This is a genomic window from Streptomyces flaveus, from assembly GCF_014647675.1.
Taxonomy (GTDB): Bacteria; Actinomycetota; Actinomycetes; order Streptomycetales; family Streptomycetaceae; genus Streptomyces; species Streptomyces flaveus.
Map to the genome: position 1 here is coordinate 1 of NZ_BMPQ01000013.1, position 20274 is coordinate 20274.

A 20274-nucleotide genomic window follows, 5' to 3' on the forward strand; every position below is an offset into this window, starting at 1 on the left:
GTCGCCGGTGAGCTGCATGCCGTCACCCGAGTCACCCGCGAACCGGATGACCACCCGATCGAGGCGGCGGACCGTGCCGGGCCGGCGTGGTGGCTGCGCCGCCCTACTGCCTGCTGTGTGAACCGTCACCAGCTGTCCCTCTTCTCGTCGGATGTCCGTGAACGCGGCTTGCCGCCGACGGCTCGCACCCTAGGAAGAGGCCCTTGCGACCCGCCAAAGCCCGGGCGCATGTGAGAAGTTCACACGGGATCAGTGACTTCGTGGCTGTCCGGCGTGGTGTGCCCGCCGTCAGAATCGGCACGACGAAAGGGGACACCATGCCGCGGGTCATCGGGAGCCGCGTCCTTCACCTCTGGTCGCTGCACGAGGACGTGGCCGTCGAACAAAGGGACAGAGACGGCGAGTTGGTGTTGCGCAGCCGGTTCGGGACCGAGCGGATCGACCGGCCCGACCCACTGGTGCGCGAGGCCCTCAGACGCATGGAGCTGGGGCCGGTCCTGCTCGCGAACGTGATGGCCCGGCCGGCCGGCGACGGGAACGGCCACCAGGAGCGCTCCCTGCTGGTGCTGCTGCCGATGCTGGACAGACTGTCCCATCTGATCGTGCGCACCCTGAGCTGGGAGGATCTCCGCGGACCGCTGCTCTCCGTCGTCTCCACCAGGCGGGACACCGTGTTCACCCCGGTGTCCCCGTCCGCGCAGCGGCTGATCCGGCTGATCGGTGGCGTCTCGCTGACCCTGGAGAAGGCCGGCTTCGCCCTGGACGGCCCCGAGTCCCCGCACCGGGTGCATCTGCACCGGTCGGAGGCCATCTGGGTGGTCGGGCTGCTGGCCTGGCCGGTCACACCGTCGCACGCCTCCTCCGTGCTGCCGCTGCCGCCGGAGGTGACGTACGCGGTGCTGAGCTATCTGGTGGCCGCCGGCATGACGGAGTACTGCGAACCGGTCACCCCCGAACACGGCCCGTGACGCACGGAGTTCGCGGGCCGGAGCCGGCGGCGGCTCACAGCCAGCCGGATTCCTGCGCGATCAGGACGGCGTCCACCCGGTTGCGTGCGTTGAGCTTGGTCGTGATGGTGGTCAGGTAGTTGCGCACCGTGCCGGTGGACAGATGGAGTTCCGCGGAGATCTCCGAGGGTTCCGCGCCCTTGGCCGCCAGCCGCAGCACCTCCGTCTCCCGCTCGGTCAGCGGACTCTCCATCCCGCCCCAGGCGGCCAGGGCGAGCTGCGGGTCCACCACGCGCTGACCGGCGGCCACCCGCCGTACCGCGGACGCCAGTTCGTTCGGCGGGGCGTCCTTGAGGATGTAGCCGTTCACCTGTGTCGAGATGGCCCTCAGCAGGGTGCCGGGGCGTCCCATGCTGGTGAGGATCAGGATGCGGCAGCCGGGCATCCGCTCGCGCAGCTGGGCGGCCGCCGTCAGACCGTCGATGCCGGGCAGGTCGATGTCGATGATCGCGACCTCGGGCCGGTGCCGCAGCGCCGTCGGCACGATGTCGTCGCCGTTCTCGACCTCGCAGATCACTTCGATGTCGTGCTCGAGATTGAGCAGTGCCACAAGAGCGCCGCGGACCATGTGCATGTCTTCGGCCAGCAGTACGCGAATCATCGTTCCCCCGTTTCCGTGCCGCGTTCTTGTTCCCGATGTGGCCGGACGCGGCGACTGTACCAACTGAACTCGGCCAATTTGAGCGGTGTTGGGGGCTTCTGGTGATGTGGGAACGGTCGCTCCGGTTATTCTCCGTCCCTGCCGGTGTCCGTCGGCACGACGGCGGTGCCCGCGGGTTCGGATACGGCGACCGGAGCGACCGCCCGCAGCCGGAAGGTGCCGTAGGGCCGGGTGCCGGAGTCGAGGCCCCCGCCGATCTCGCGCAGCCGCAGGGCCAGGTTGCCCAGTCCGCTGCCGCCGTGCTCGGAGGTGTCGCGCCGGCCTGCCGTGACGCCGTCGTTGTCGACCGAGAGCGTGACCCGTTCCCGGTCAGTGGTCACCCGGATCGCGCACCGGGTCGCCCTGCTGTGTCTCAGGACGTTGGTGACGGCTTCCCGTAACACCGCCGCCAGCGCGTTCTCCACCTGTCTGCTCAGCTCCGCGGTCGCCACCTCCACCCGGACGGCCACGTCGGCCGCGTTCAGCACCGACTCCGCAGAGGTGACCTCCTGGGCCAGGGACATGTCACGGAAGCCGCTGGCGACCCGGCGTACGTCGGCGAGCGACTGACGGGAGATGGTCAGGATGTCGTCGACCTCCTGCACGGCACGCTCGGGATGCGTCGGTATGAGCCGATGCACCAGCTCGCTCTTCAGCGTGATCGCGGACAGTCCGAAGCCGAGCAGGTCGTGCAGGTCCCGGGCGAAGCGCAGCCGCTCCCGGGTGACGGCCAGTCGCGCCAACTCCCCGCGCGCGTCGTGCACTTCCTGGATCACCTCCGCCAGATGGGACAGGGCGAAGACGACGAGGCCGGTCAGCAGCGTGGACTGGCACAAGTAGATCGAGTCGACGAGCCCCTGCCCGCCCAGCAGTGGGGGCAGGAACATGCTGAGTCCCACGGCGGTGAACAGGATCCACGCGGGCCGCGACGGCAGCAGGAGCAGCAGGGAGCCGGAGAGGAAGCCGCCGAGCGCCCCCCACTGGGCGTGGAAGACGAAGAGCGGCAGATAGGTGAGCAGGAACTGCACGCCCAGGGTCAGGGCCTTCTCGCGCACCGGGCGCCGTCCGGCGCCCGGTGCGGAGTGCCTCATCTGGATCAGGAAGACCACGATGAGCGCCGCAGTGGCCGCGGTGGCCGTGGCGGGAGAGAGGTCCGTGCTGATGATGTTGAGCGCGGTGATGGAAAGGTAACTGAACAGTGCCACCCGCAGGATGACCCGGGCCAGCCGGGGCCCGGGATGCGTCTGGTTCCTTCGTGTACTCGTACCACCGGTGGCCGGTGACTGCCAGACCAGATTTTCATGCGGGCCATGACTTGTACTGGTCTTCACGGACTCCTCTTTCAGCCGGGGGAGTTCGATTCGGATCGTATGGGAACGAAGTGAAGACCGTGGGGGACTTGTAGCGATAATCGAAGGTTTAGACGAACAAGGGGATGGGGTTCACGTGTTCATATGCGGTGGGTCGTTCGAGCCGCCCGAGCGTGACCGGTATGTCGAACAGCCGCCCGGGGGCGAGCCTGGCCCAGAAGTGCCGTAGCCCGGGCACGATCACCTTCACCACCGGCAGCTCCAGATCGGGCCGGGTCTGGTCCAGGACCAGCAGTTCCAGGCCGCGGGAGCGGACCAGTTCACCGATCGCGGTCACGTCGTCCAGCAGGTCGCCGCGCTCAGCGCGGGCCCAACTCCCGGGCGTACGCGGGGAGATCGCCGGATCCGGCACCAGATAGGGCTGGTTGGCCGTGGTCGCCGTGCGCCACCAGCGGCAGGCCTCCGGATCGTCGGTGCCGTACTCCGCGGCCCCCGGGCGGCGCGGCAGCACCGCGGGCAGCATCTGCCCCAGCTCGGTCAGCGCCCTGCGCAGCGCGACCCGCGGATCGAAGTGGGCGCCGAAGCCGAAGATCACGTCCTCGGGCGGGCCGCCGGGCCGCCGGGACAGCGCTGCCAGCACCGGAACGCCGAAGTCCGAGGTGAGGTCGAGTACCCACAGCTCGCGGCCCAGCCGCAGGCAGCCGTCGCGGAATCGGTCGACCTCGGGCGCGGCGAACGCGTCCAGGTCCACGCCGGGCTGCCGGGTGCGGTTGTACCACCACAGGGCCACCGCGTCCCTCTCCACCAGCTCCAGGAAGCCCTGGACCAGAGCGTCTTCGAGACTGCTGCCGGCCGCGTTGCCGTTGGAGTCGGCGTGCAGCCCGTCCTCGGCCGGTGCGCTGTGCGAGAAGTACAGCATCGAGGTGGGCAGCAGCCGGTGCCGCTCACCGGTCAGGGACCACACCGGAGTCCACTCGGTGGGCCGGTTCTCGTCGAACGGCCGCGGCACGTACTGGAAGTGCGAACCGCGTGCGTTCCAGACGTCCCGCTCGGCGAACTGCCGTGCGTGGTACAGCTGGCAGTCGTTCGGATGCATGGCCGCCTCGCCGAGCGCACGCCACGTGTCGCGTACGACGGGTTCATCGCCCTGCCGGGTCCCGCTGTAGCGCTCCACCGCCTCGCCCAGGGCGCTGACCTGAGCCTCCGTCGGGTCGAGCCCCTTGCCGCCGCTCAGCGCCCTGAGACCGGCGCGCAGTCCGGCCAGACTGTGCGACCTGAAGGCGAGGTTGTGACCGGAGAGGTAGCTGTCAACGAAGTCGGGGGTGCGCGGGGCGCGTTGGATCTCCTTGACGATCCCGGTCACCGGGCCGACGAGATGGCCGTAGCGCTCCAGCATCTCCTGCGGCGGGGCGGAGCGGTGGCTGTTGCCTTGCTGCGCCGTCTTCGGTCGTGACACCGGTACGAACGGCCGGCGCACCGTCCGTTCGACGATCCCGGGATCGCCGCACACCGAGCACTGCGGGCGCCGGTGCACGGGGTGGGCGGCGGCGCGCAGCAGCATCGTGTCCACGGTGTGCACCAGGTTCTGTGACGGATACCGCATCCCGGCCAGCCACTTGGCCGCTTCCAGCACCGCGATGTGGACCGCGATGGCGCGGCCCGCCGCCAGCGAGGCCGCGGGCCGCTTCGGCGGTCCCGCGAGACCGAGCGCCCGCTGCACCGGCCACTCGGAGCGGCGGTGGCCGCGCAGCCGTTCCGCCAGGCAGGTCCAGCAGGCCCCCTGGCCGGGCCGGAAGAACGGTCCGATCCAGGGGTCGGTGCCGCAGATCTTGGCGATCAGCCACGGCGTTCCGCTAGCCCGGTGCCGGGCGTCCACCTCCGCCAGCTCCGGTGTCAGGTAGTCGTCGCACAGGACGAGCGAGAGGGCGGGGGCGGAGCCGGGGGCCGCGAAAGCGACCCCCGACTCCCGGCACGCGGTGTGGACCGGCTCCGGATCCACCCCCGGCAGCGCCTCCAGGGACACCGCGGTACCCGCCAGTTCGGCCGAGGCCCGGGAGCTGTCCAGGCCGGCCAGGTCCCAGTACGCGTCGGCCGCCGGATCGGAGCAACTGGGCGGCCCGGCGGGCGCGCCCGCCGGACGGAAGCCGAGCAGCCCCGACCGGGCGAGCGCGTCCAGGGAGGTGACGACTTCCTCGGCGAGCAGCCGGGGCCCGGCCTCGCTCAGCACCCCGCGGACGGTGCGCGTGCCGTCGAGCAACGGCGCGAGCACCTCCGCGGGGGTGCCGCGCAGCGCGGTGACGCCGCGGCGCGAGACCAGGTAGATGGCTTCGCCGGGAACCACGACCGGGCTCAGATGGCGCTTGAAGCCCACCAGCGCGCTGGAGTCCGGGACCAGTGTCCCGGCCTCGTGTTCCCCGGCACCGGTCATGCCGCGAACTGCCCGCTGCGCTCGGCCGCCGGGACGGCGATGATGCAGATGGAGAACATCACGGCGTCGCTCTGTCCGGGGGAGTCCAGATCCTCGATCAGCAGGGGGCGGACGACTGCGCGCGATGCCTGCGCGGTCTCGTCGAAGCGGTGCGTGCCGGCCGAGATTGCGTTGACCATGGGGAAACCTTTCCCTTGAGAGATGTCGAACGGCTCTGTCGGAAATCGAGCGTCTTGGTCGGTCGAACGGTTGTGCTCCGTGGCCAGAATTCTGCGAGTACCGCGGGATCACAGACAGTGCTGCAGTCATCAGTCGAGGGTGAAGTTTTCACGCCATGAGACGGGCGGGAGTGGCCGAAGGGAGTCGGGAGGGAAGAGGGTCTGGAAAGGGCCGGGAGGCGGGAGGGAGACAGGCGGGAAAGGGCCAGGGAGGCGGGCGGCGAGCCCGTGGCCCAAGCAGCCTTTTAGGGGGGCCGGCCAGCATCGGTGGTCACCGTGCTTCGTACCGCCTTCCCGGGCCGAGAGGAGGTCCGCAGATGATCCGTACTGTGGCGCGCCACGCGATCCGCTTCGGGCGTGAGGTGTACCGGTCCCTGGTCGCCTACGGGCAGCTGTGGATGTACCTGCCGAAGGACCCCCCGCCGCCGTGGGGCCCACATCCCCTGGAACGGGTCCGCCCCGACATCCCCCTCACCCCCGCCGAACGGGCCCTGGAACAACAACTGCTCGACCTGGACACCTTGCCCTGACCTGGCAGACCTCGCAGTCGGCCGCTGCGTTTCCCTTGAGCGGTGATTCCCTCCTGCTCGCCAAGGCCGAGTCAGGCCGACCCATAGGAGGAACCCTGCTTCGCGCATGTGCAGATGCGCGGATTGTCTGGTTCCGCGGAACGATGCCGGGACGGCCGGAGTCTTATGGGTTGATTGCGATTCACGCGCAGCTCATCTCACGCACAACTCACGGGGAATACGGGGGTATTCGCATGAGTGATCGTCGTTTTGCCGCGCGCGAGGCGCGGATCCGGGCGGCTGAGGCGGAGTTCCAGCGCCATGCGCCGGTGCACGCCGCCAACGGGGCGGAGACGGACCACGCCTTCGTCGCCAACTACTCCAAGGCGTTACCGCACAACAAGTTCGGAGAGGTCGACCCGGCCGCGTACCACCTGCTGCGCAGGGCGCTGGCCACGGGAAGTTACGAGGACTTCGAGCGGATCCCGCTCGGGGGCACCCGCAAGCTGACCAACCCGCAGGTCGGCGCCTCCTTCGACCTGCAGGGCCCGGACGCCCAGGCGCTGTCCGTGCCGCCCGCGCCACGCATCGACAGCGCGCAGCACTCCGCCGCGGCGGTCGAGCTGTACTGGATGGCGCTGTGCCGTGACGTGCTGTTCACGCGGTTCGGTGACAGCGAGCTGATCACCGAGGCGGCCGACGAACTGAGCGGGCTCGCGGACTTCCGGGCGCCCAAGCTCGACGGTCAGGTCACCCGCAGACCATCTTCCGCGGGGACACCCGGGGCGACCTGGCGGGGCCGTACGTCTCGCAGTTCCTGCTCAAGGACATCCGGTACGGCACCCTGCTGATCCCACAGCGGCAGGACACCCTGGTCCGCCCGGTCGACCACCTCACCACCTGGGACGACTGGCTGGAGGTGCAGAACGGCTTCGAACCCGAGCCGGACGAGCGGGACTTCGCCACCCGCCGGTACATCCAGACCCCGCGCGACCTGGCGCACTACGTGCACCGTCGGCTGCGGCCGGAGGAGTTCGGCGGCCGGGTCCACCTGCAGCTGCGCGGGCAGCGCGAGTACACGATCGACTCCGGGGTGCTGGACTCCGTCGCCGTCAAGCGGGTCTTCGAGAAGTACGGCAGCTACCTGCTGCCGCAGGCGTTTCCCGAGGGCAGCCCGACGCACCCCGCGTACGGGGCCGGGCATGCCACGGTGGCCGGGGCGTGCGTGACCATTCTCAAGGCGTGGTTCGACGAGTCGCACGTCCTGCCCGACCCGGTCGTGCCCACCACCGACGGCACCGCCCTGGAGCCGTACACCGACCCGGACGTCGGGCAGCTCACTGTCGGCGGCGAGCTCAACAAGGTGGCCGCCAACGTCGCCATCGGCCGCAACATGGGCGGCGTGCACTGACGCTCCGGCTACACCGAGTCGGTACGGCTGGGCGAGGAGATTGCCGTCGGTGTCCTTCAGCGAGGCCAAGGAGGCCACGCTGGAGGACGCGACCTTCATCCTCAGCCGCTTCGACGGCATCACTCTCGCCATCTGACCGCTCAGACCGACCGGCCTGGTGCCCTGGGATCCCTGCGGCACCGGCCGGCGGCCGTCATGTGCGATCCGCGACTTCGTACGCACTGGTTCCTGCGGAAACGCCGGAATCCGGGCTTGATGCGCACTGGTCGGGCCGCTTGGCCGTGCGCATTCTTCTCCAAGTGGCGTCGCGGTCCTGCACGCTCGCGGCGGTGACCAGCACCACCAGCAGCAAACCCGGGCAGTCCACGGCCACGTGCCCTTTGCGGCCCGCCACCTTCTTCCCGCCGTCCCGGCCTTGTCCGTCGGCGCCGACGGTGTCGGCCGCCCGCAGGGACCGCGAGTCGACCATCGCCGCCGTGGGCGTGCGGCTGCAGGCGTACACTGCTGGGCAAATAGCATTTTAATTCTTTTAACTTTATAATTCGGGCAGAAGCGTAGTCAGAACCGTCGGATCCGGCGTCCGATCTGCCCGGGAGGTCCGCAGCGAGTGGCCGTCGGCAGCCTTGGGAGGGCGCGGGCGGGTCACAAAGGCGCCAGGAGGAAGATTTCTCGATGACCCGGCCCGATGACCCGCGCACCGCGGCGGCCCGGGTGTTCGCCGAAGGTGGCGCGTTCGGCGAGCTTCTGGCAGGGATCGACTGGGCGGTGACGCCGCTCGGGCCCCCCGTCTCCTGGCCGGGGGCCCTGGTGGACACCCTGCGCCTCATGCTCACCTCGGAGCATGCGATGGCTCTGTATTGGGGGGCTGAATTCGCCACGCTGTACAACCAGGGCTCCACACCCATTGTCGGCGCCAAACACCCCTGGGCGCTCGGCAGGCCCTACAAGGAGGTGTTCCCCGAGGTCTGGGCCCACCCCGTGAGCTCCCACTTCCACTATGTGACCGGTACCCGCAAGCCCCTGCTGGTCCCGAATGAGCTGCTCATCATGGAGCGCCACGGCTTTTTGGAGCAGTGCTACTTCGACTCCGCATTCCAGCCCGTGCTGCTGGACGACGGCACTGTCGGCGGCGTGCTGCAGATCCTCACCGAGACCACCGGCCGGGTACTGGGCGAGCGCCGGCTGCGCCTGCTGAGCGAGACCGGCACGCGCACGGCCGGGCTGCCCACCCTGGACGAGGTCGCCCGCGTGGTCGCCGAGGTGGCGGGCTCCTACCCCGAGGAGATCCCGTTTCTTGGCCTGTACCTGGCCTCCGAGCCGGGGATGCAGCGGCCGGCGGCCTCCGCCGGGCTCCGGTCGGCGCCCGAGACCGGCTCGCTGAGTGCGGCCGACGGGTCGGAGGCGGCGGCCCGGCTGGCTCAGGTGGTCGCCGACGGTGCCCCGGCCACGCTGCCGGCCGCCGCGTTCACCGGCGGCAGCACGGCCGGGCAGCACGCCGCGGCCACCCGGATCCCGGTCGAGGAGGCGCTGGCCCTGCCGCTGCACGGCGCGGGCCAGGTGGAGGGCGTCCTGGTGGTGGGCCTCAACCCCTGCTTCCCCCCGGCCGGGACCTACCACGACTTCCTGGAGGTGCTCGCCTCCGCCGTGGCCGGGGCGCTGTCGGCCGCGCTCGCACACGAGTCGGCCGCGCTCGCGCACGAAGAGCAGCGCCGACGGGCGGAGGCGCTGGCCGAGCTGGACCGGGCCAAGACCACCTTCTTCGCCAACGTCAGCCACGAGTTCCGCACCCCGCTCACCCTGCTCCTGGGCCCGCTCCAGCAGGCCCTGGCCGACGAGGACCGGCCCGAGCGGCGCGAGCAGCTGGAGCTGGCCGAGCGCGGCGCCCTGCGCCTGCTGAAGCAGGTCAACACCCTCCTGGACGTCGCAAGGGCCGAGGCCGGGCAGATGCGCCCGGCCCTCGAACCGGTCGACCTCGCCGGTGCCACGGCCGAGCTGGCCGGGGTGTTCCGCTCCGCCTTCGAGGCGGCCGGGCTGACGCTGGAGGTGGACTGCCCGCCGCTGCCCAAGCCGGTGCCCCTGGACCGGGAGATGTGGGAGAAGATCATCCTCAACCTGCTCAGCAACGCCCTGAAGTTCACCTTCACCGGCGGCGCCCGGGTGGAGATGGCCGCGGCCGGCGACCGGGCCCGGCTGACCGTGACCGACACCGGCACCGGCATCCCCGCGGACGAGCTGCCGCGCCTGTTCGAGCGCTTCCACCGGGTCCGCGGCGCCCGCTCCCGCTCCCACGAGGGCAGCGGCCTCGGCCTGGTGCTGGTGAAGGACCTGGTGGAAGCGCACGGCGGCACCGTCGGCGTGGACAGTCGGCTCGGCCAGGGCACCACCGTCACCGTGGACCTCCCCTTCGCCGCCGCCCACCGGCCTCGCCCGGCCCCGCCCACGGCCGGCGCCGGATCCCCCGGGGAGACCCCCAGGGAAGGCGGAGGCGGCCGGCCCGGCCGCGCCGCGGCCTACGTGGACGAGGCGCTGGGCTGGCTGGCGGCCGACCCCGACCCCGCCGCGGCCACCTCTGCCTCCGCCGTGGCACGCACCCCGCAGGCCCCCGCGACCCACGATGCCCCCCACGGCCCCGGCCCGCACGAAACCGACCGCCCCCACCGGGCCCGCCTGCTGGTCGTCGACGACAACGCCGACATGCGCGCCTACCTCACCCAGCTCCTGCAGCCCGACTACGACGTGCTGCTTGCCGCCGACGGCCGGGCCGCCGTGGAGACGGCCCTGGCACAGCCGGTGGAACTGGTGCTCAGCGACGTGATGATGCCCCGCATGGACGGCTTCGAGCTGGTCCGGGCGCTGCGCGCCGACCCGCGCACCGCCCGCCTGCCCATCGTCCTGCTCACCGCCCGCGCCGGCGAGGAGGAATCCGTGCAGGGCCGGCACGCCGGCGCCGACGACTACCTGGCCAAACCCTTCTCCGCGCGCCAGCTGCTGGCGCGCGTCCGCACCGGGTTGGAACTGTCCCGGCTGCGCGAACAGGGCCTGACCGAGACCCGCAACCAGCTGGCCGTGCTGGCCTCCCTGGCCGAAGCGGGCCTGCGGCTGGCCAACACCCTCGACCCGGACCAGATACTGCAGACCGCCGGCCAGATCCTGCTGCCCGACTTCGCCGACCAGATCAGCATCCACCTCACCGCCGCGGCACCTGCCCCGGCGCAGTCGCCCCCGGCATACATCGCCGGCGCCCCCCTCCTCGACCGCGAGGCCCTGACCACCGCCGCCGCCCACGCGATCGACGACACCACCCCAGCCCCAGCCGGCTCGCACCCAGTCCCAGCCGACCCGCACCCAGTCCCAGCCGACCCGCACCCAGTCCCAGCTGGCCCGCACCCGGCGCCCGCCGCCGTGCTGGCCCTGCCGCTGCACGCCCACGACCAGACGCTGGGGGCCCTGGTACTGGTCCGGCACACCGGCGGGTACTCCGCGGTCGAACACAAGTATCTGGAGAACCTCGCCCACCGCCTGGCCCTGGCCTACGACAACGCCACCCGGTACCACAACGAGCGCCGCCTCGCCCTGACCCTGCAGCGCGCCCTGCTGCCCCACCGCCTGCCCCAGGTGCCCGGTGTGCGCCTGGCCACCCAATACCGGGCCAGCAACCGCGGCGCCGAGGTCGGCGGCGACTGGTACGACGTGCTCGCCCTGCCCGACGGCGCCGTGGGGCTGGCCATCGGCGACGTCATGGGCCACGACGTGGAAGCCGCCACCGTGATGGGCCAACTCCGCTCCGCCCTGCACAGCCTCGCGCTGGAGGGCGCCGGCCCGGCCCAGGTGCTGACCAGGCTGGACGCCTACCTGCAGTCGCTCGCCACCGACCGCTTCGCCACCTGCCTGTACGCGGTCTACGACCCCCACCGGCACCGCCTGCGCTACGCCGCCGGCGGGCATCTGCCGCCCCTGCTGGTAGCCGCCGACACCGCCTACCTGGAGCTGCCCCCGGCGCTGCCGCTGGGACTGGGCAGCATCCCGGTCGACCGCGAGGTGGCGTTCCCGCCCGGCACCAGCCTGCTGCTGTACACCGACGGCCTGGTGGAGAACCGGGCGTTGTCCCTGGACGACGGCCTGGCGGCCCTGCGCCAGACCTGCGACGCGCTGCCCGCCGCCGCCCGCACCGACCCCCAGCAGATCACCGAACGGGCCCTGGAGCTGCTGAACACCCCCGACCGGGTCGACGACGACGCCGCCCTGCTCGCCGCCACCGCCGAACCGTCGCGTCGGACCATCGCGTCGAACCGGTGACCCGCAGGCTGACGGAAGTGCCGTACAACCGACCGCTGTTGCTCGTAGTCATTGCCGGTCGGTCCGAGGAAGCCGCGGATTCGCTGATCCACTGCTGACGAACTGTCTCCATCGCTCATGGAGTCGCGGATCCCGGACGTCATGTCGAGGGCACTGCATGTCGAGGGCGCTATCGGTCCTGGGAGAGTGCGAGGAGTTCGGCGAAGATGCCGCCCGCATGGACGAGTTCGTCGTATCCGCCCTGTTCGGTGATGCGGCCCTGGTCCATCACCACGATGTGGTCGGCGACCTTCGTGTTCTCGAGCCGGTGCGTGACGACGATCGTGATGCGGTCGCCGGCGATGGCCTTGATCTCCTCGAAGATCGCGTGCTCGCCGCGGGGATCCATCTGAGAGGTCGGCTCGTCGAGGATCAACAGGGACGGGCGCCGGTACAGAGCCCGGGAGCAGGCCAGCCGCTGCCACTGTCCTCCGGACAGTTCGGCCCCGCCGAACACCTCGCGGGCGAGGAGCGTATCGAGGCCTTGGGACAGCTCCTCGACGGCTTCGCGCATACCGACCGCGTCGAGCGCCTGCCACACCTCTCCGTCGTCGAAGGTCCGGGGCTGGCCCAGCGTCACGTTCTCCCGCACCCGCAGCGGCCACTGGGCGAAGATCTGCGGGACCAGACCCGTGCGGCTCCAGACCGTGGCCTCGGCGATGCGGGCGAGGTCCGAGCCGTTCCAGGTCACACGGCCCTTGTCCGCGAGGTAGATCCCGGTGATCAGGCGGGTCAGCGTGCTCTTGCCGGAACCGTTCACCCCAACGACGGCGAGGATCTCCCCGCGCCGCAGGGTCAGGGAGACCCGGTCGACGGCCGGCTTGTCCTTCCCCGGATACTGGTACGTGACCTCGTCCAGCCGGATCTCCTCCACGGGCGCGCTCACGGCGAGTTCACCGCGGTCCGGCGCCCGTGCCTCGGCGTCGTCGAGGAAGGCCTGCATATCGCTCAGGTACAGGCTGGTGTGGAACACGGCGGCCCCGTTGATGATCACCTGGGACAGCGCCGCCAGCGTCGTCTGGACCGCGACGACAGCCGTCGCGGCGAGGGCGAGCGCGACCCGTCCGGTCACGGCGAGCCAGGCGAGAACCGCCCAGGTGGCGACCAGGAACACCCCGCCGACCACCGATGACACCAAGGCGATCCGCAGCGTCCGGGGAGCGGCGGTCAGCGTGCGCCCGTCGACCCGCTCCGACAGGGACCGGTACCAGTACAGCAGGTAGTCCGTCATCCCGTTGGCGCGGACCTCGTCGGCGTACTTCGGCGTCGTCGACCACCACCGCATCATGCCCCTGACGTTGCGGTCGGCGACGTTGGCGTAGTGGATCTCGTAGTCGACCCGGGCGCTCAGCACCGCGCCGACGCCGGCCGGGAGTACGGCGAGCAGGAGCAGGGGCAGCATCAGGGGGTTCAGGACCGACAGGACGCCGCTTGCCGTGACCATCTTGACCAGGGCCGACATGAAACGCTGGGCGTCGGAGACCATGACGTGGGTGCGGATCACTCCCATCTCCGCCGCTTCCTGCCGGTCCGCGAATCCGTCCACGGCGTAGGCCGCCGCCTCCACCCGGCAGACCGCTTCGACCAGCGCGGTGTCCGTCACGGTCGTCAGCCTGGGGGTGATGCGACGCTCGGCGTACGTGGACACGGCAGCCGAACCGCGCGTGAGCGCGCTCGCACCGGCCACGACGAGGAGAGCCGGCAGGGCCGCGTGCAGCCGGTCGGCGACGGAACCGCCGCCGAGGACGGGGCGCATGGCACTGGCCGTCGCGGCCAGCAGCACCGCGGCGGCCACGCCGGTGACCAGCTGGCAGACCAGCAGGAGGAGGACGGCCCGTCGGTCGACGTCCCACGACATCCTGGCGATGCGGCGCAGCACGGAGGGCAGCTGCCCACAGAGCTTGCGGAAGGAGACCTCGCCAAGCGGGTTGATGGAGTACTGGCCCGTGTAGGTGATCTCGGCGGGCGGCGGCGGAGGCGGAGTGACGGCTTGCGTGTCCTGGGTGTCGGCTGAGGTCAACTGGACTCTCCTGCAAGGTCGTTGTGAACGGATCGGCGCGGGCGAACGCCAATGGAGTCAACGACGCGGAAGGTGTGTCGAACACACGTGTTTGAGACGGTGTGGATTCCGTACGGGAGCACGGAAAGCGTCAGGTGCGGAGTGCATCCACCCTTGGGGCATGCGGTCGGCCCTGGGCCGGACAATGGCCGAAACGCCGAGGTCGATACGTATGTGTCAGACGGGGTTTCGCCGAGCACCGAGCGGCGCGCGACTCTGCCCCAGGGCTGAAAAATCGGGGGCGTCGGACGGGCCGTGGGCGGTACGTTCCCCGAATGCATGATGAGGACGGCTACTTCGGGGAGAAGGTGGCGGCCGGCTACGACGAGTCGGCGGCGGACATGTTCCGCCCGGAGGCGGTGGATCCGGCGGTCGACCTGCTGGTCGGGCTCGCAGGCGACGGCCGGGCGCTCGAACTCGGCATCGGCACCGGCCGGATCGCACTGCCGCTGGCCAGGCGCGGGATCCCGGTCCATGGCATCGACATGTCGCGGGCCATGGTGGCCCAACTGCGCGCCAAGCCCGGCGGCGACACCGTCGGCGTGACGATCGGCGACTTCGCCACGACGCGAGTGGAGGGCACGTTCGCGGTCGCCTACCTCGTCTTCAACACGATCAACAATCTGACGACGCAGGACGCCCAGGTGGCCTGCTTCCAGAACGCCGCCGCCCATCTGCGGCCCGGCGGCTGCTTCGTCATCGAGGTGGGCGTGCCGGAGCTGCGCCGGCTGCCGCCGGGGCAGAACGCCGTGCCGTTCCGCATCAGCCCCACACAGTGGGCGTTCGACATATACGACGTCGCCACCCAGGCGATGAGTTCGAACTACGTCACCATCGTCGACGGGCGAGCCAAGCACGAGTACTACCCGTTCCGGTACGTGTGGCCCTCGGAACTGGATCTGATGGCGCGGCTCGCCGGACTGCGGCTGCGCGACCGCTGGGAGGACTGGGACCGGGCGCCGTTCACCAGCGAGAGCCGCCGGCATGTCTCGGTCTGGGAGAAGCCCGCCGACTGACGGCCGGCTTCAGAGGACGGTGTGCCGCGCCGACAGCCCCCGGTACAGGCACTCGGTGAGGCGGGCGGCGATGCTGCCGTCGGGGTCGAGGCGGGGGTTGAAGATCGTGACGTCGAAGCCGACGGCCCGTTCGCCGGCCAGCGCCGTCTGCAGCACGCTCTCGAGTTCCGGCCAGGTCAGTCCGCCGGGGATGCGGTAGTCGACGGCGGGCATCACCGCGTCGTCCAGTACGTCGACGTCGAGATGGACCCAGTACCCGCCGCTCCCGCCCCGGGTGAGCCGTTCGACCGCCTGGCGCGCGGCGGTGTCGGCGCCGAGAGCCCGTACCGCATCGAGGTCGAACGCGTGCAGCCCCGGCGGCAGCGGCTGCATCCCGGCCGCGGTGGACTCCTCGGTGTCGCGGAAGCCGAGGGCGACGACATTCTCGTCCCTCAGCAGGGGACCACGGCCCTCCAGGTCGGTCAGCAGGCTGGGTCCGCGGCCCGTGGCCAGGGCGAGTTCCATCGAGGCCACCTCGCCCGTCGGCTCCGCGGACGGCTGGTAGAAGTCGGTGTGGCCGTCGAGGAACAGCAGGCCGTAGCGTCCCCGGCGGCGCAGGGCGAGGAGATTGCCGAGCAGGATGCTGCAGTCGCCGCCGAGGACCACGGGGAAGCCGCCCCGGTCCAGTACGCCGCCCACGGCGTCGGCCAGCTCCACGGAGTACCGCGCGATGCCGACCGGGTTGAGCACCCCCGTGTCGGCGTCCCGCCTCGGGTCGTACGCCGCCGCCTCGACCCTCCCCCACTCTCGAATTCGCTCGAGCGGGGGGACCCCCATGAGCGGGGGGACCCCCATGGCCACCACCGCCCCGAGGCGGTCGAGCAGCCCGGCATCGCGCAGGGCTTCCGGTAGATCCTGTACCCCTGACGGCCGCAGCCCGAGCACGGACGGCGCCTCGATGACCATCAACTCCCGCACGCCCGAACCCCTTTGTCCGCCGGCCTGCCTCAGGGCGTCGGCTGTCGAGCACCGCCACCACATCACCCATAGTGTCGCAGAACGGACACTCTCTCCTGTGCCGCCGCAGACCGGTTGCGGCCCGGACCGACCGCTCACAGCCGCGTCCGCCACCACCCCGACACCGAATGACGCACGTCTCCCTGCGCCCGGCCTCCCGCGGGCCTACGCTCACCCCGTGCTCCGTATCACCGACGCCCGAACGGGCGAGCCCGCCGACGCCGCCCCCGCCCGCCGCGGCCTGACCCGCGTCGAGGCCCATGTACCGCGTGCCGACACCACCGGCCTGCGGATACTCCTGGTCGCCGACCTCCTCGTACGCGCCCTGGAACTCAACGGGACGCCCGTCTGGACGGTGCTGACCGCCCCGGAGGGGCACGCGGAACTCCGGGAACGCGCATCGGCCCTCGGCATCCGGCCGTTCGAGGACCCCCGCGCCGGGGAACCGCCGCTGGGTGAGGCACAGGTGCTCCATGTTGTCGGCGGCCCCGCCGCCCCTGAAGGCGACGACGAAGCACCGGACGGCGTACGCGTCGAGGTCGCCCCGGTGCACGACGAGGTCCCGGCCGATGACGAGAGCGGTCCGGTTCATGAGGGCGTTGAGGGGAGCGACCCCTCGGCGCTGCGTCTCGCGCTGCTCGCGCGGCCCCGCCGTGATCCCCTCCGGCTCGACGCGGCCGGCCTGGCCGACGCCGAGAAGGTCCTCACACACTGGCGGGGAGCCGTCGCCACCTGGGCCACGCATCCCTCCAGCCCCATCCCCGATCCCGTACGCCAGCAGCTGCGCGCCGCCTGGGAGGACGACCTGGACGTGCCCGCCGTACTGGACGTACTGCGCCGGGTGGCGACGTCCCAGACCGTTCCGGACGGGGCCCGCTTCGAGACGTACGCCTACGCCGACCGTCTCCTCGGGCTCGAACTCACCCGTGACATCGGCCGTGGAACCCCGTCATGAACGTGCCTGCCGGAGCGCCCCCGCAGCGCCGCCTGATCGTCCTGCGGCACGCCAAGTCGGCCTGGCCGGACGGCGTCGCCGACCACGAGAGGCCGCTCGCACCGCGTGGCCGCCGTGACGCCCCGGCCGCCGGTCGCGCGCTCGCCGCCGCCGACCGGGTGCCCGACCTCGCGCTCTGCTCCACCGCCGTACGCGCCCGCCGGACCTGGGAACTGGCCGCGGCCGAATGGACCACACCTCCTCCCGTACGCCACGATCCGCGGCTGTACGCGGCCGACGTACCCGAGTTGCTGGCAGCGGTGCGCGAAGTGCCCGACGAGGTCAGGACGTTGCTGCTGATCGGACACAACCCCGAGCTCGAGGAACTGGTGCTCACCCTGGCCGGGGACAGTCTCGACGACGCGCTGGACGAGGTCCGCACGAAGTTCCCGACATCGGCGATCGCGGTCCTCACCTGGTACGGCGACACCTGGTCTTCCCTCGGCCCCGGCATGGCGCTGCTCACCGACGTGACCGTGCCGCGGGGCAAGAAGGGCTGATCTCCGCACCGGGTGGCGGCCCGACGGGACGCACGCGCGCGTGCAGCACCTTCGCGCGGGGCACATACGCTGGCTCGATGCAGGACGAGTACCGCACGGTGGCCCGCGCAGGCGTGCACGAGACCGAAGTCAACCGCTCCCGCTTCCTGTGCGCGCTCGCCCCGGCGGCCACCGAACAGGAAGCCCAGGAGTTCATCGCGGCCGTCCGCAAGGAGCACGCGGACGCCACGCACAACTGCTACGCGTACGTCATCGGCGCCGACGCCTCCGTACAGAAGGCGAGCGACGACGGCGAACCGGGCGGCACGGCCGGCGTCCCGATGCTCCAGATGCTGCTGCGCCGCGACCTGCGGTACGTCGCCGCCGTCGTCACCCGCTACTACGGCGGCGTCAAGCTCGGCGCGGGCGGGCTCATCCGGGCGTACGGGGGAGCGGTGGGCGAGGCCCTCGACACCCTCGGCACGATCACACGTAAACGCTTCCGTCTCGCCACCGTCACGGTCGACCACCAGCGGGCGGGCAAGGTGCAGAACGACCTGCGGTCGACGGGCCGCGAGATACGCGACGTCCGCTACGGAGAGGCCGTCACCCTCGAGATCGCCCTCCCGGACGCGGACGTGGAGACGTTCCGGGCGTGGCTGGCCGATGCCACGGCGGGGACGGCGGGGTTCGAGCTGGGGGGAGAGGCGTACGGGGACGCCTGATGCGGACAGCGCTGAGGCCGCCAGGAGAGGCCGATATGGCAGTAGCCGCCCGTGATGTCCGACCCGGCCGTTAGTCTCGAGGATCATGAGGCTGCTGCACAAATTTTCCAGGCGCTGCCTACCGTAAGGGCGCTGATGTGGCAAAGGTGCAGGTCAGGATGGTGCGGTTCCGCCCAGGAGAAGCTCGTCGGTGGTGCCGGTGCCGTGTTGGTTTGGTGCTGACCTGTGGGCACTCCTCGTCATCCCTGGTGACCTGTCCCGTGCTGGTTCTGTGCTGGGCGGGGAGGGTGTCGAGTTGCAGGCGGTGGAGCGAGGTCTGGCGGCCGCCCTGTTCGCAGTCGCCGAACTGGTGGGTTTGGCGAGGCGGTTTCTGATGGACCGCTTTCCATTTGCCTGGGTCGGCCGGTTCGGGTTGTCAGGACTCGAGGCTTGGGGGTAGTCGCCCATCCAGGCTTTGTCCTGTGTGTGGAGAAAGTTGTGCTGGATCGTGCGTAAGTTCTTCCCGCTCCGGAAAATCGCTGCTACGTTCCTCCCCGAAAGCCTGACGGCTCAGCCGACGGAACCAGGCGTCCGGGTCCCCGGCCGTGGGCTAGGGGAGGGGAGGGGTTCGTGAGACGAATGACCGCTCGGCCTGAGAACACGCATCAGGCGCGGCTGCTTCGTTTACTGCGTGACAACGGGTCCAACTCCCGCGCTCAGCTGGGTGATCTGGTGGACCTGTCCCGTTCGAAGCTGGCCGTCGAGGTGGACCGGCTGCTGGAGACGGGACTGGTCGTCGCGGACGGGCTTGCCCCCTCGCGGGGCGGCCGGCGTTCGCACAACATCCGGCTCTCGCCGACGCTGCGTTTCCTCGGTGTCGACATCGGTGCCACGTCGGTCGATGTCGCCGTGACGAACGCGGAGTTGGAGGTCCTGGGGCATCTGAACCATCCGATGGATGTCCGGGAGGGGCCTGTGGCGGTCTTCGAGCAGGTGCTGTCGATGGCTGCCAAGCTGAACGCCTCCGGTGTCGCAGAGGGCTTCGACGGTGCCGGGATCGGGGTCCCGGGGCCGGTCCGCTTTCCGGAAGGTGTGCCGGTCGCGCCTCCGATCATGCCGGGCTGGGACGGGTTCCCGGTGCGGGAGGCGCTCAGTCAGGAACTGGGTTGTCCGGTCATGGTGGACAACGACGTGAACCTGATGGCGATGGGGGAGCAGCACGCGGGCGTCGCACGCCCGGTGGGCGACTTCCTGTGCGTCAAGATCGGTACCGGCATCGGCTGTGGCATCGTCGTCGGCGGTGAGGTCTACCGGGGGACGACCGGCAGTGCCGGCGACATCGGTCATATTCAGGTGGAACCGGGAGGTCGCGCGTGTGCGTGTGGCAACCGGGGCTGCCTGGAAGCCCACTTCAGCGGTGCCGCGTTGGCCGGTGATGCGGAGCAGGCCGCGCGCGAGGGCCGGTCGGTACAGCTCGCTGCCCGGCTGGAGACGGCCGGGCGTCTGACGGCCGAGGACGTGTCGGCTGCCGCGGCAGCAGGGGACGCGGTGGCTTTGGAGCTGATTCGGGAGGGTGGGAAGCGTCTGGGGCAGGTCATCGCCGGGCTTGTCAGTTTCTTCAATCCGGGGCTGGTGGTGATCGGCGGCGGTGTGACCGGGCTCGGGCACACGTTGCTGGCCAGTGTTCGGACCCAGGTCTACCGGCAGTCCTTGCCGCTGGCCACGCGCAACCTGCCGATTGTGCTGGGTGAGTTGGGACCGGCCGCCGGAGCCATCGGCGCGACCCGGCTCATCAGCGACCACGTTTTCTCACCGGCCTGACCGCCGCCCGACCCCGCCGGCAACGGACTACCACTCGCGCCACTACAACCAAGCGTCACTGCAACCTCATTGGCGCTCCCGCACACCCATTGCGCCCTGGCAACCCCACGGCGCACTCGCAACACCCGTAGAGCCACCGCAACACCCACCGCACCGCCGCTACCACCGCATGAAGCGTCGGCGACTGCCACCACTGCATGGTTGCCGGGCCCATCAGGCCTGCCCTGCCCCTTTTCTCAGCCCCTACGCCCCAGCGCACACGACGCCAGGGGCTCTCCAGAGCCGCCCAAGTACCTGCACCACCTTGCCCAGCCCTGCCTGCTCATGTCCCGCATCCGCCGAGGGGA

General features: G+C 70.9%; 17 protein-coding genes. 10 read left to right on the top strand and 7 right to left on the bottom strand.

The genetic code is table 11. The annotated features are described in order from the left end of the window. Nucleotides 1–317 precede the first annotated feature (317 nt). The gene (locus tag IEZ21_RS24590; RefSeq protein WP_189324067.1) at nucleotides 318–968 is read left to right on the top strand and encodes an NADH oxidase; all 651 of its coding nucleotides are present in this window, start codon (nucleotides 318–320) and stop codon (nucleotides 966–968) included. 34 nt (nucleotides 969–1002) lie between these two features. Here the strand turns inward: IEZ21_RS24590 and IEZ21_RS24595 are convergent, their stop codons facing one another. The 4 genes from IEZ21_RS24595 to IEZ21_RS24610 form a co-directional block, all read right to left on the bottom strand. Further along, complete coding sequence (locus IEZ21_RS24595; protein ID WP_189324068.1) at nucleotides 1003–1608, bottom strand: response regulator transcription factor; 606 nt, start codon at nucleotides 1606–1608, stop codon at nucleotides 1003–1005. A gap of 125 nt (nucleotides 1609–1733) precedes the next feature. After that, the gene (locus IEZ21_RS24600) at nucleotides 1734–2978 is read right to left on the bottom strand and encodes a sensor histidine kinase (RefSeq protein ID WP_246568110.1); all 1245 of its coding nucleotides are present in this window, start codon (nucleotides 2976–2978) and stop codon (nucleotides 1734–1736) included. A gap of 88 nt (nucleotides 2979–3066) precedes the next feature. Then, the gene (locus IEZ21_RS24605) at nucleotides 3067–5385 is read right to left on the bottom strand and encodes a TOMM precursor leader peptide-binding protein (RefSeq protein WP_189324069.1); all 2319 of its coding nucleotides are present in this window, start codon (nucleotides 5383–5385) and stop codon (nucleotides 3067–3069) included. Next, nucleotides 5382–5564: a hypothetical protein gene (locus tag IEZ21_RS24610; RefSeq protein ID WP_189324070.1), complete on the bottom strand. Its 183-nt coding sequence runs from the start codon at nucleotides 5562–5564 to the stop codon at nucleotides 5382–5384. Before IEZ21_RS24610 ends, IEZ21_RS24605 begins: the two co-directional genes overlap by 4 nt. 356 nt (nucleotides 5565–5920) lie before the next feature. On the opposite strand from IEZ21_RS24610, the gene IEZ21_RS24615 reads away from it, so the two are divergent. The 3 genes from IEZ21_RS24615 (at nucleotide 5921) to IEZ21_RS47045 (ending at nucleotide 7523) form a co-directional block, all read left to right on the top strand. Next, nucleotides 5921–6133, top strand: a complete 213-nt coding sequence (locus IEZ21_RS24615) for a DUF6059 family protein (RefSeq protein ID WP_189324071.1) — start codon at nucleotides 5921–5923, stop codon at nucleotides 6131–6133. A 233-nt stretch (nucleotides 6134–6366) separates the two neighbouring features. Next, complete coding sequence (locus tag IEZ21_RS47040) at nucleotides 6367–6963, top strand: hypothetical protein (RefSeq protein ID WP_213089344.1); 597 nt, start codon at nucleotides 6367–6369, stop codon at nucleotides 6961–6963. Between the two features lie 68 nt (nucleotides 6964–7031). Beyond that, nucleotides 7032–7523, top strand: coding sequence for a phosphatase PAP2 family protein (locus tag IEZ21_RS47045; protein ID WP_213089345.1), 492 nt, complete (start codon nucleotides 7032–7034; stop codon nucleotides 7521–7523). Between the two features lie 193 nt (nucleotides 7524–7716). On the opposite strand, the gene IEZ21_RS48465 is transcribed toward IEZ21_RS47045, so the two are convergent. Continuing rightward, a complete protein-coding gene (locus IEZ21_RS48465; protein ID WP_189324072.1) occupies nucleotides 7717–8025 on the bottom strand; it encodes a transposase in 309 nt (102 codons plus the stop codon). A gap of 170 nt (nucleotides 8026–8195) precedes the next feature. Between IEZ21_RS48465 and IEZ21_RS48470 the strand changes: the two genes are divergently transcribed. Further along, on the top strand, nucleotides 8196–11819 hold the full coding sequence (locus IEZ21_RS48470; protein ID WP_189324073.1) for a SpoIIE family protein phosphatase: 3624 nt from the start codon (nucleotides 8196–8198) through the stop codon (nucleotides 11817–11819). 169 nt (nucleotides 11820–11988) lie between these two features. Here IEZ21_RS48470 and IEZ21_RS24635 read toward each other — a convergent pair whose 3' ends face one another. Next, nucleotides 11989–13878, bottom strand: a complete 1890-nt coding sequence (locus tag IEZ21_RS24635; RefSeq protein ID WP_189324074.1) for an ATP-binding cassette domain-containing protein — start codon at nucleotides 13876–13878, stop codon at nucleotides 11989–11991. A 314-nt stretch (nucleotides 13879–14192) separates the two neighbouring features. Here IEZ21_RS24635 and IEZ21_RS24640 point away from each other — a divergent pair, with 314 nt between their 5' ends. Then, nucleotides 14193–14933 (top strand): class I SAM-dependent DNA methyltransferase, encoded by a 741-nt coding sequence (locus IEZ21_RS24640; protein WP_189324075.1) that lies wholly within the window; start codon nucleotides 14193–14195, stop codon nucleotides 14931–14933. A gap of 9 nt (nucleotides 14934–14942) precedes the next feature. Here IEZ21_RS24640 and IEZ21_RS24645 read toward each other — a convergent pair whose 3' ends face one another. Then, entirely contained in the window at nucleotides 14943–15890 is a 948-nt protein-coding gene (locus IEZ21_RS24645; RefSeq protein WP_213089346.1) for an arginase family protein, read from the bottom strand. Between the two features lie 217 nt (nucleotides 15891–16107). Between IEZ21_RS24645 and IEZ21_RS24650 the strand changes: the two genes are divergently transcribed. The 4 genes from IEZ21_RS24650 to IEZ21_RS24665 all read left to right on the top strand — a co-directional run bounded on the left by IEZ21_RS24650 (nucleotide 16108) and on the right by IEZ21_RS24665 (nucleotide 19927). Beyond that, a complete protein-coding gene (locus IEZ21_RS24650) occupies nucleotides 16108–16884 on the top strand; it encodes a hypothetical protein (protein ID WP_189324076.1) in 777 nt (258 codons plus the stop codon). Beyond that, nucleotides 16881–17423, top strand: coding sequence for a SixA phosphatase family protein (locus IEZ21_RS24655; protein ID WP_189324077.1), 543 nt, complete (start codon nucleotides 16881–16883; stop codon nucleotides 17421–17423). The genes IEZ21_RS24650 and IEZ21_RS24655 overlap by 4 nt, the downstream gene beginning before the upstream one ends. A gap of 77 nt (nucleotides 17424–17500) precedes the next feature. Further along, nucleotides 17501–18127, top strand: a complete 627-nt coding sequence (locus IEZ21_RS24660; RefSeq protein ID WP_189324078.1) for a YigZ family protein — start codon at nucleotides 17501–17503, stop codon at nucleotides 18125–18127. 618 nt (nucleotides 18128–18745) lie between these two features. Continuing rightward, nucleotides 18746–19927, top strand: coding sequence for an ROK family transcriptional regulator (locus tag IEZ21_RS24665; protein ID WP_189324079.1), 1182 nt, complete (start codon nucleotides 18746–18748; stop codon nucleotides 19925–19927). Nucleotides 19928–20274 lie beyond the last annotated feature (347 nt).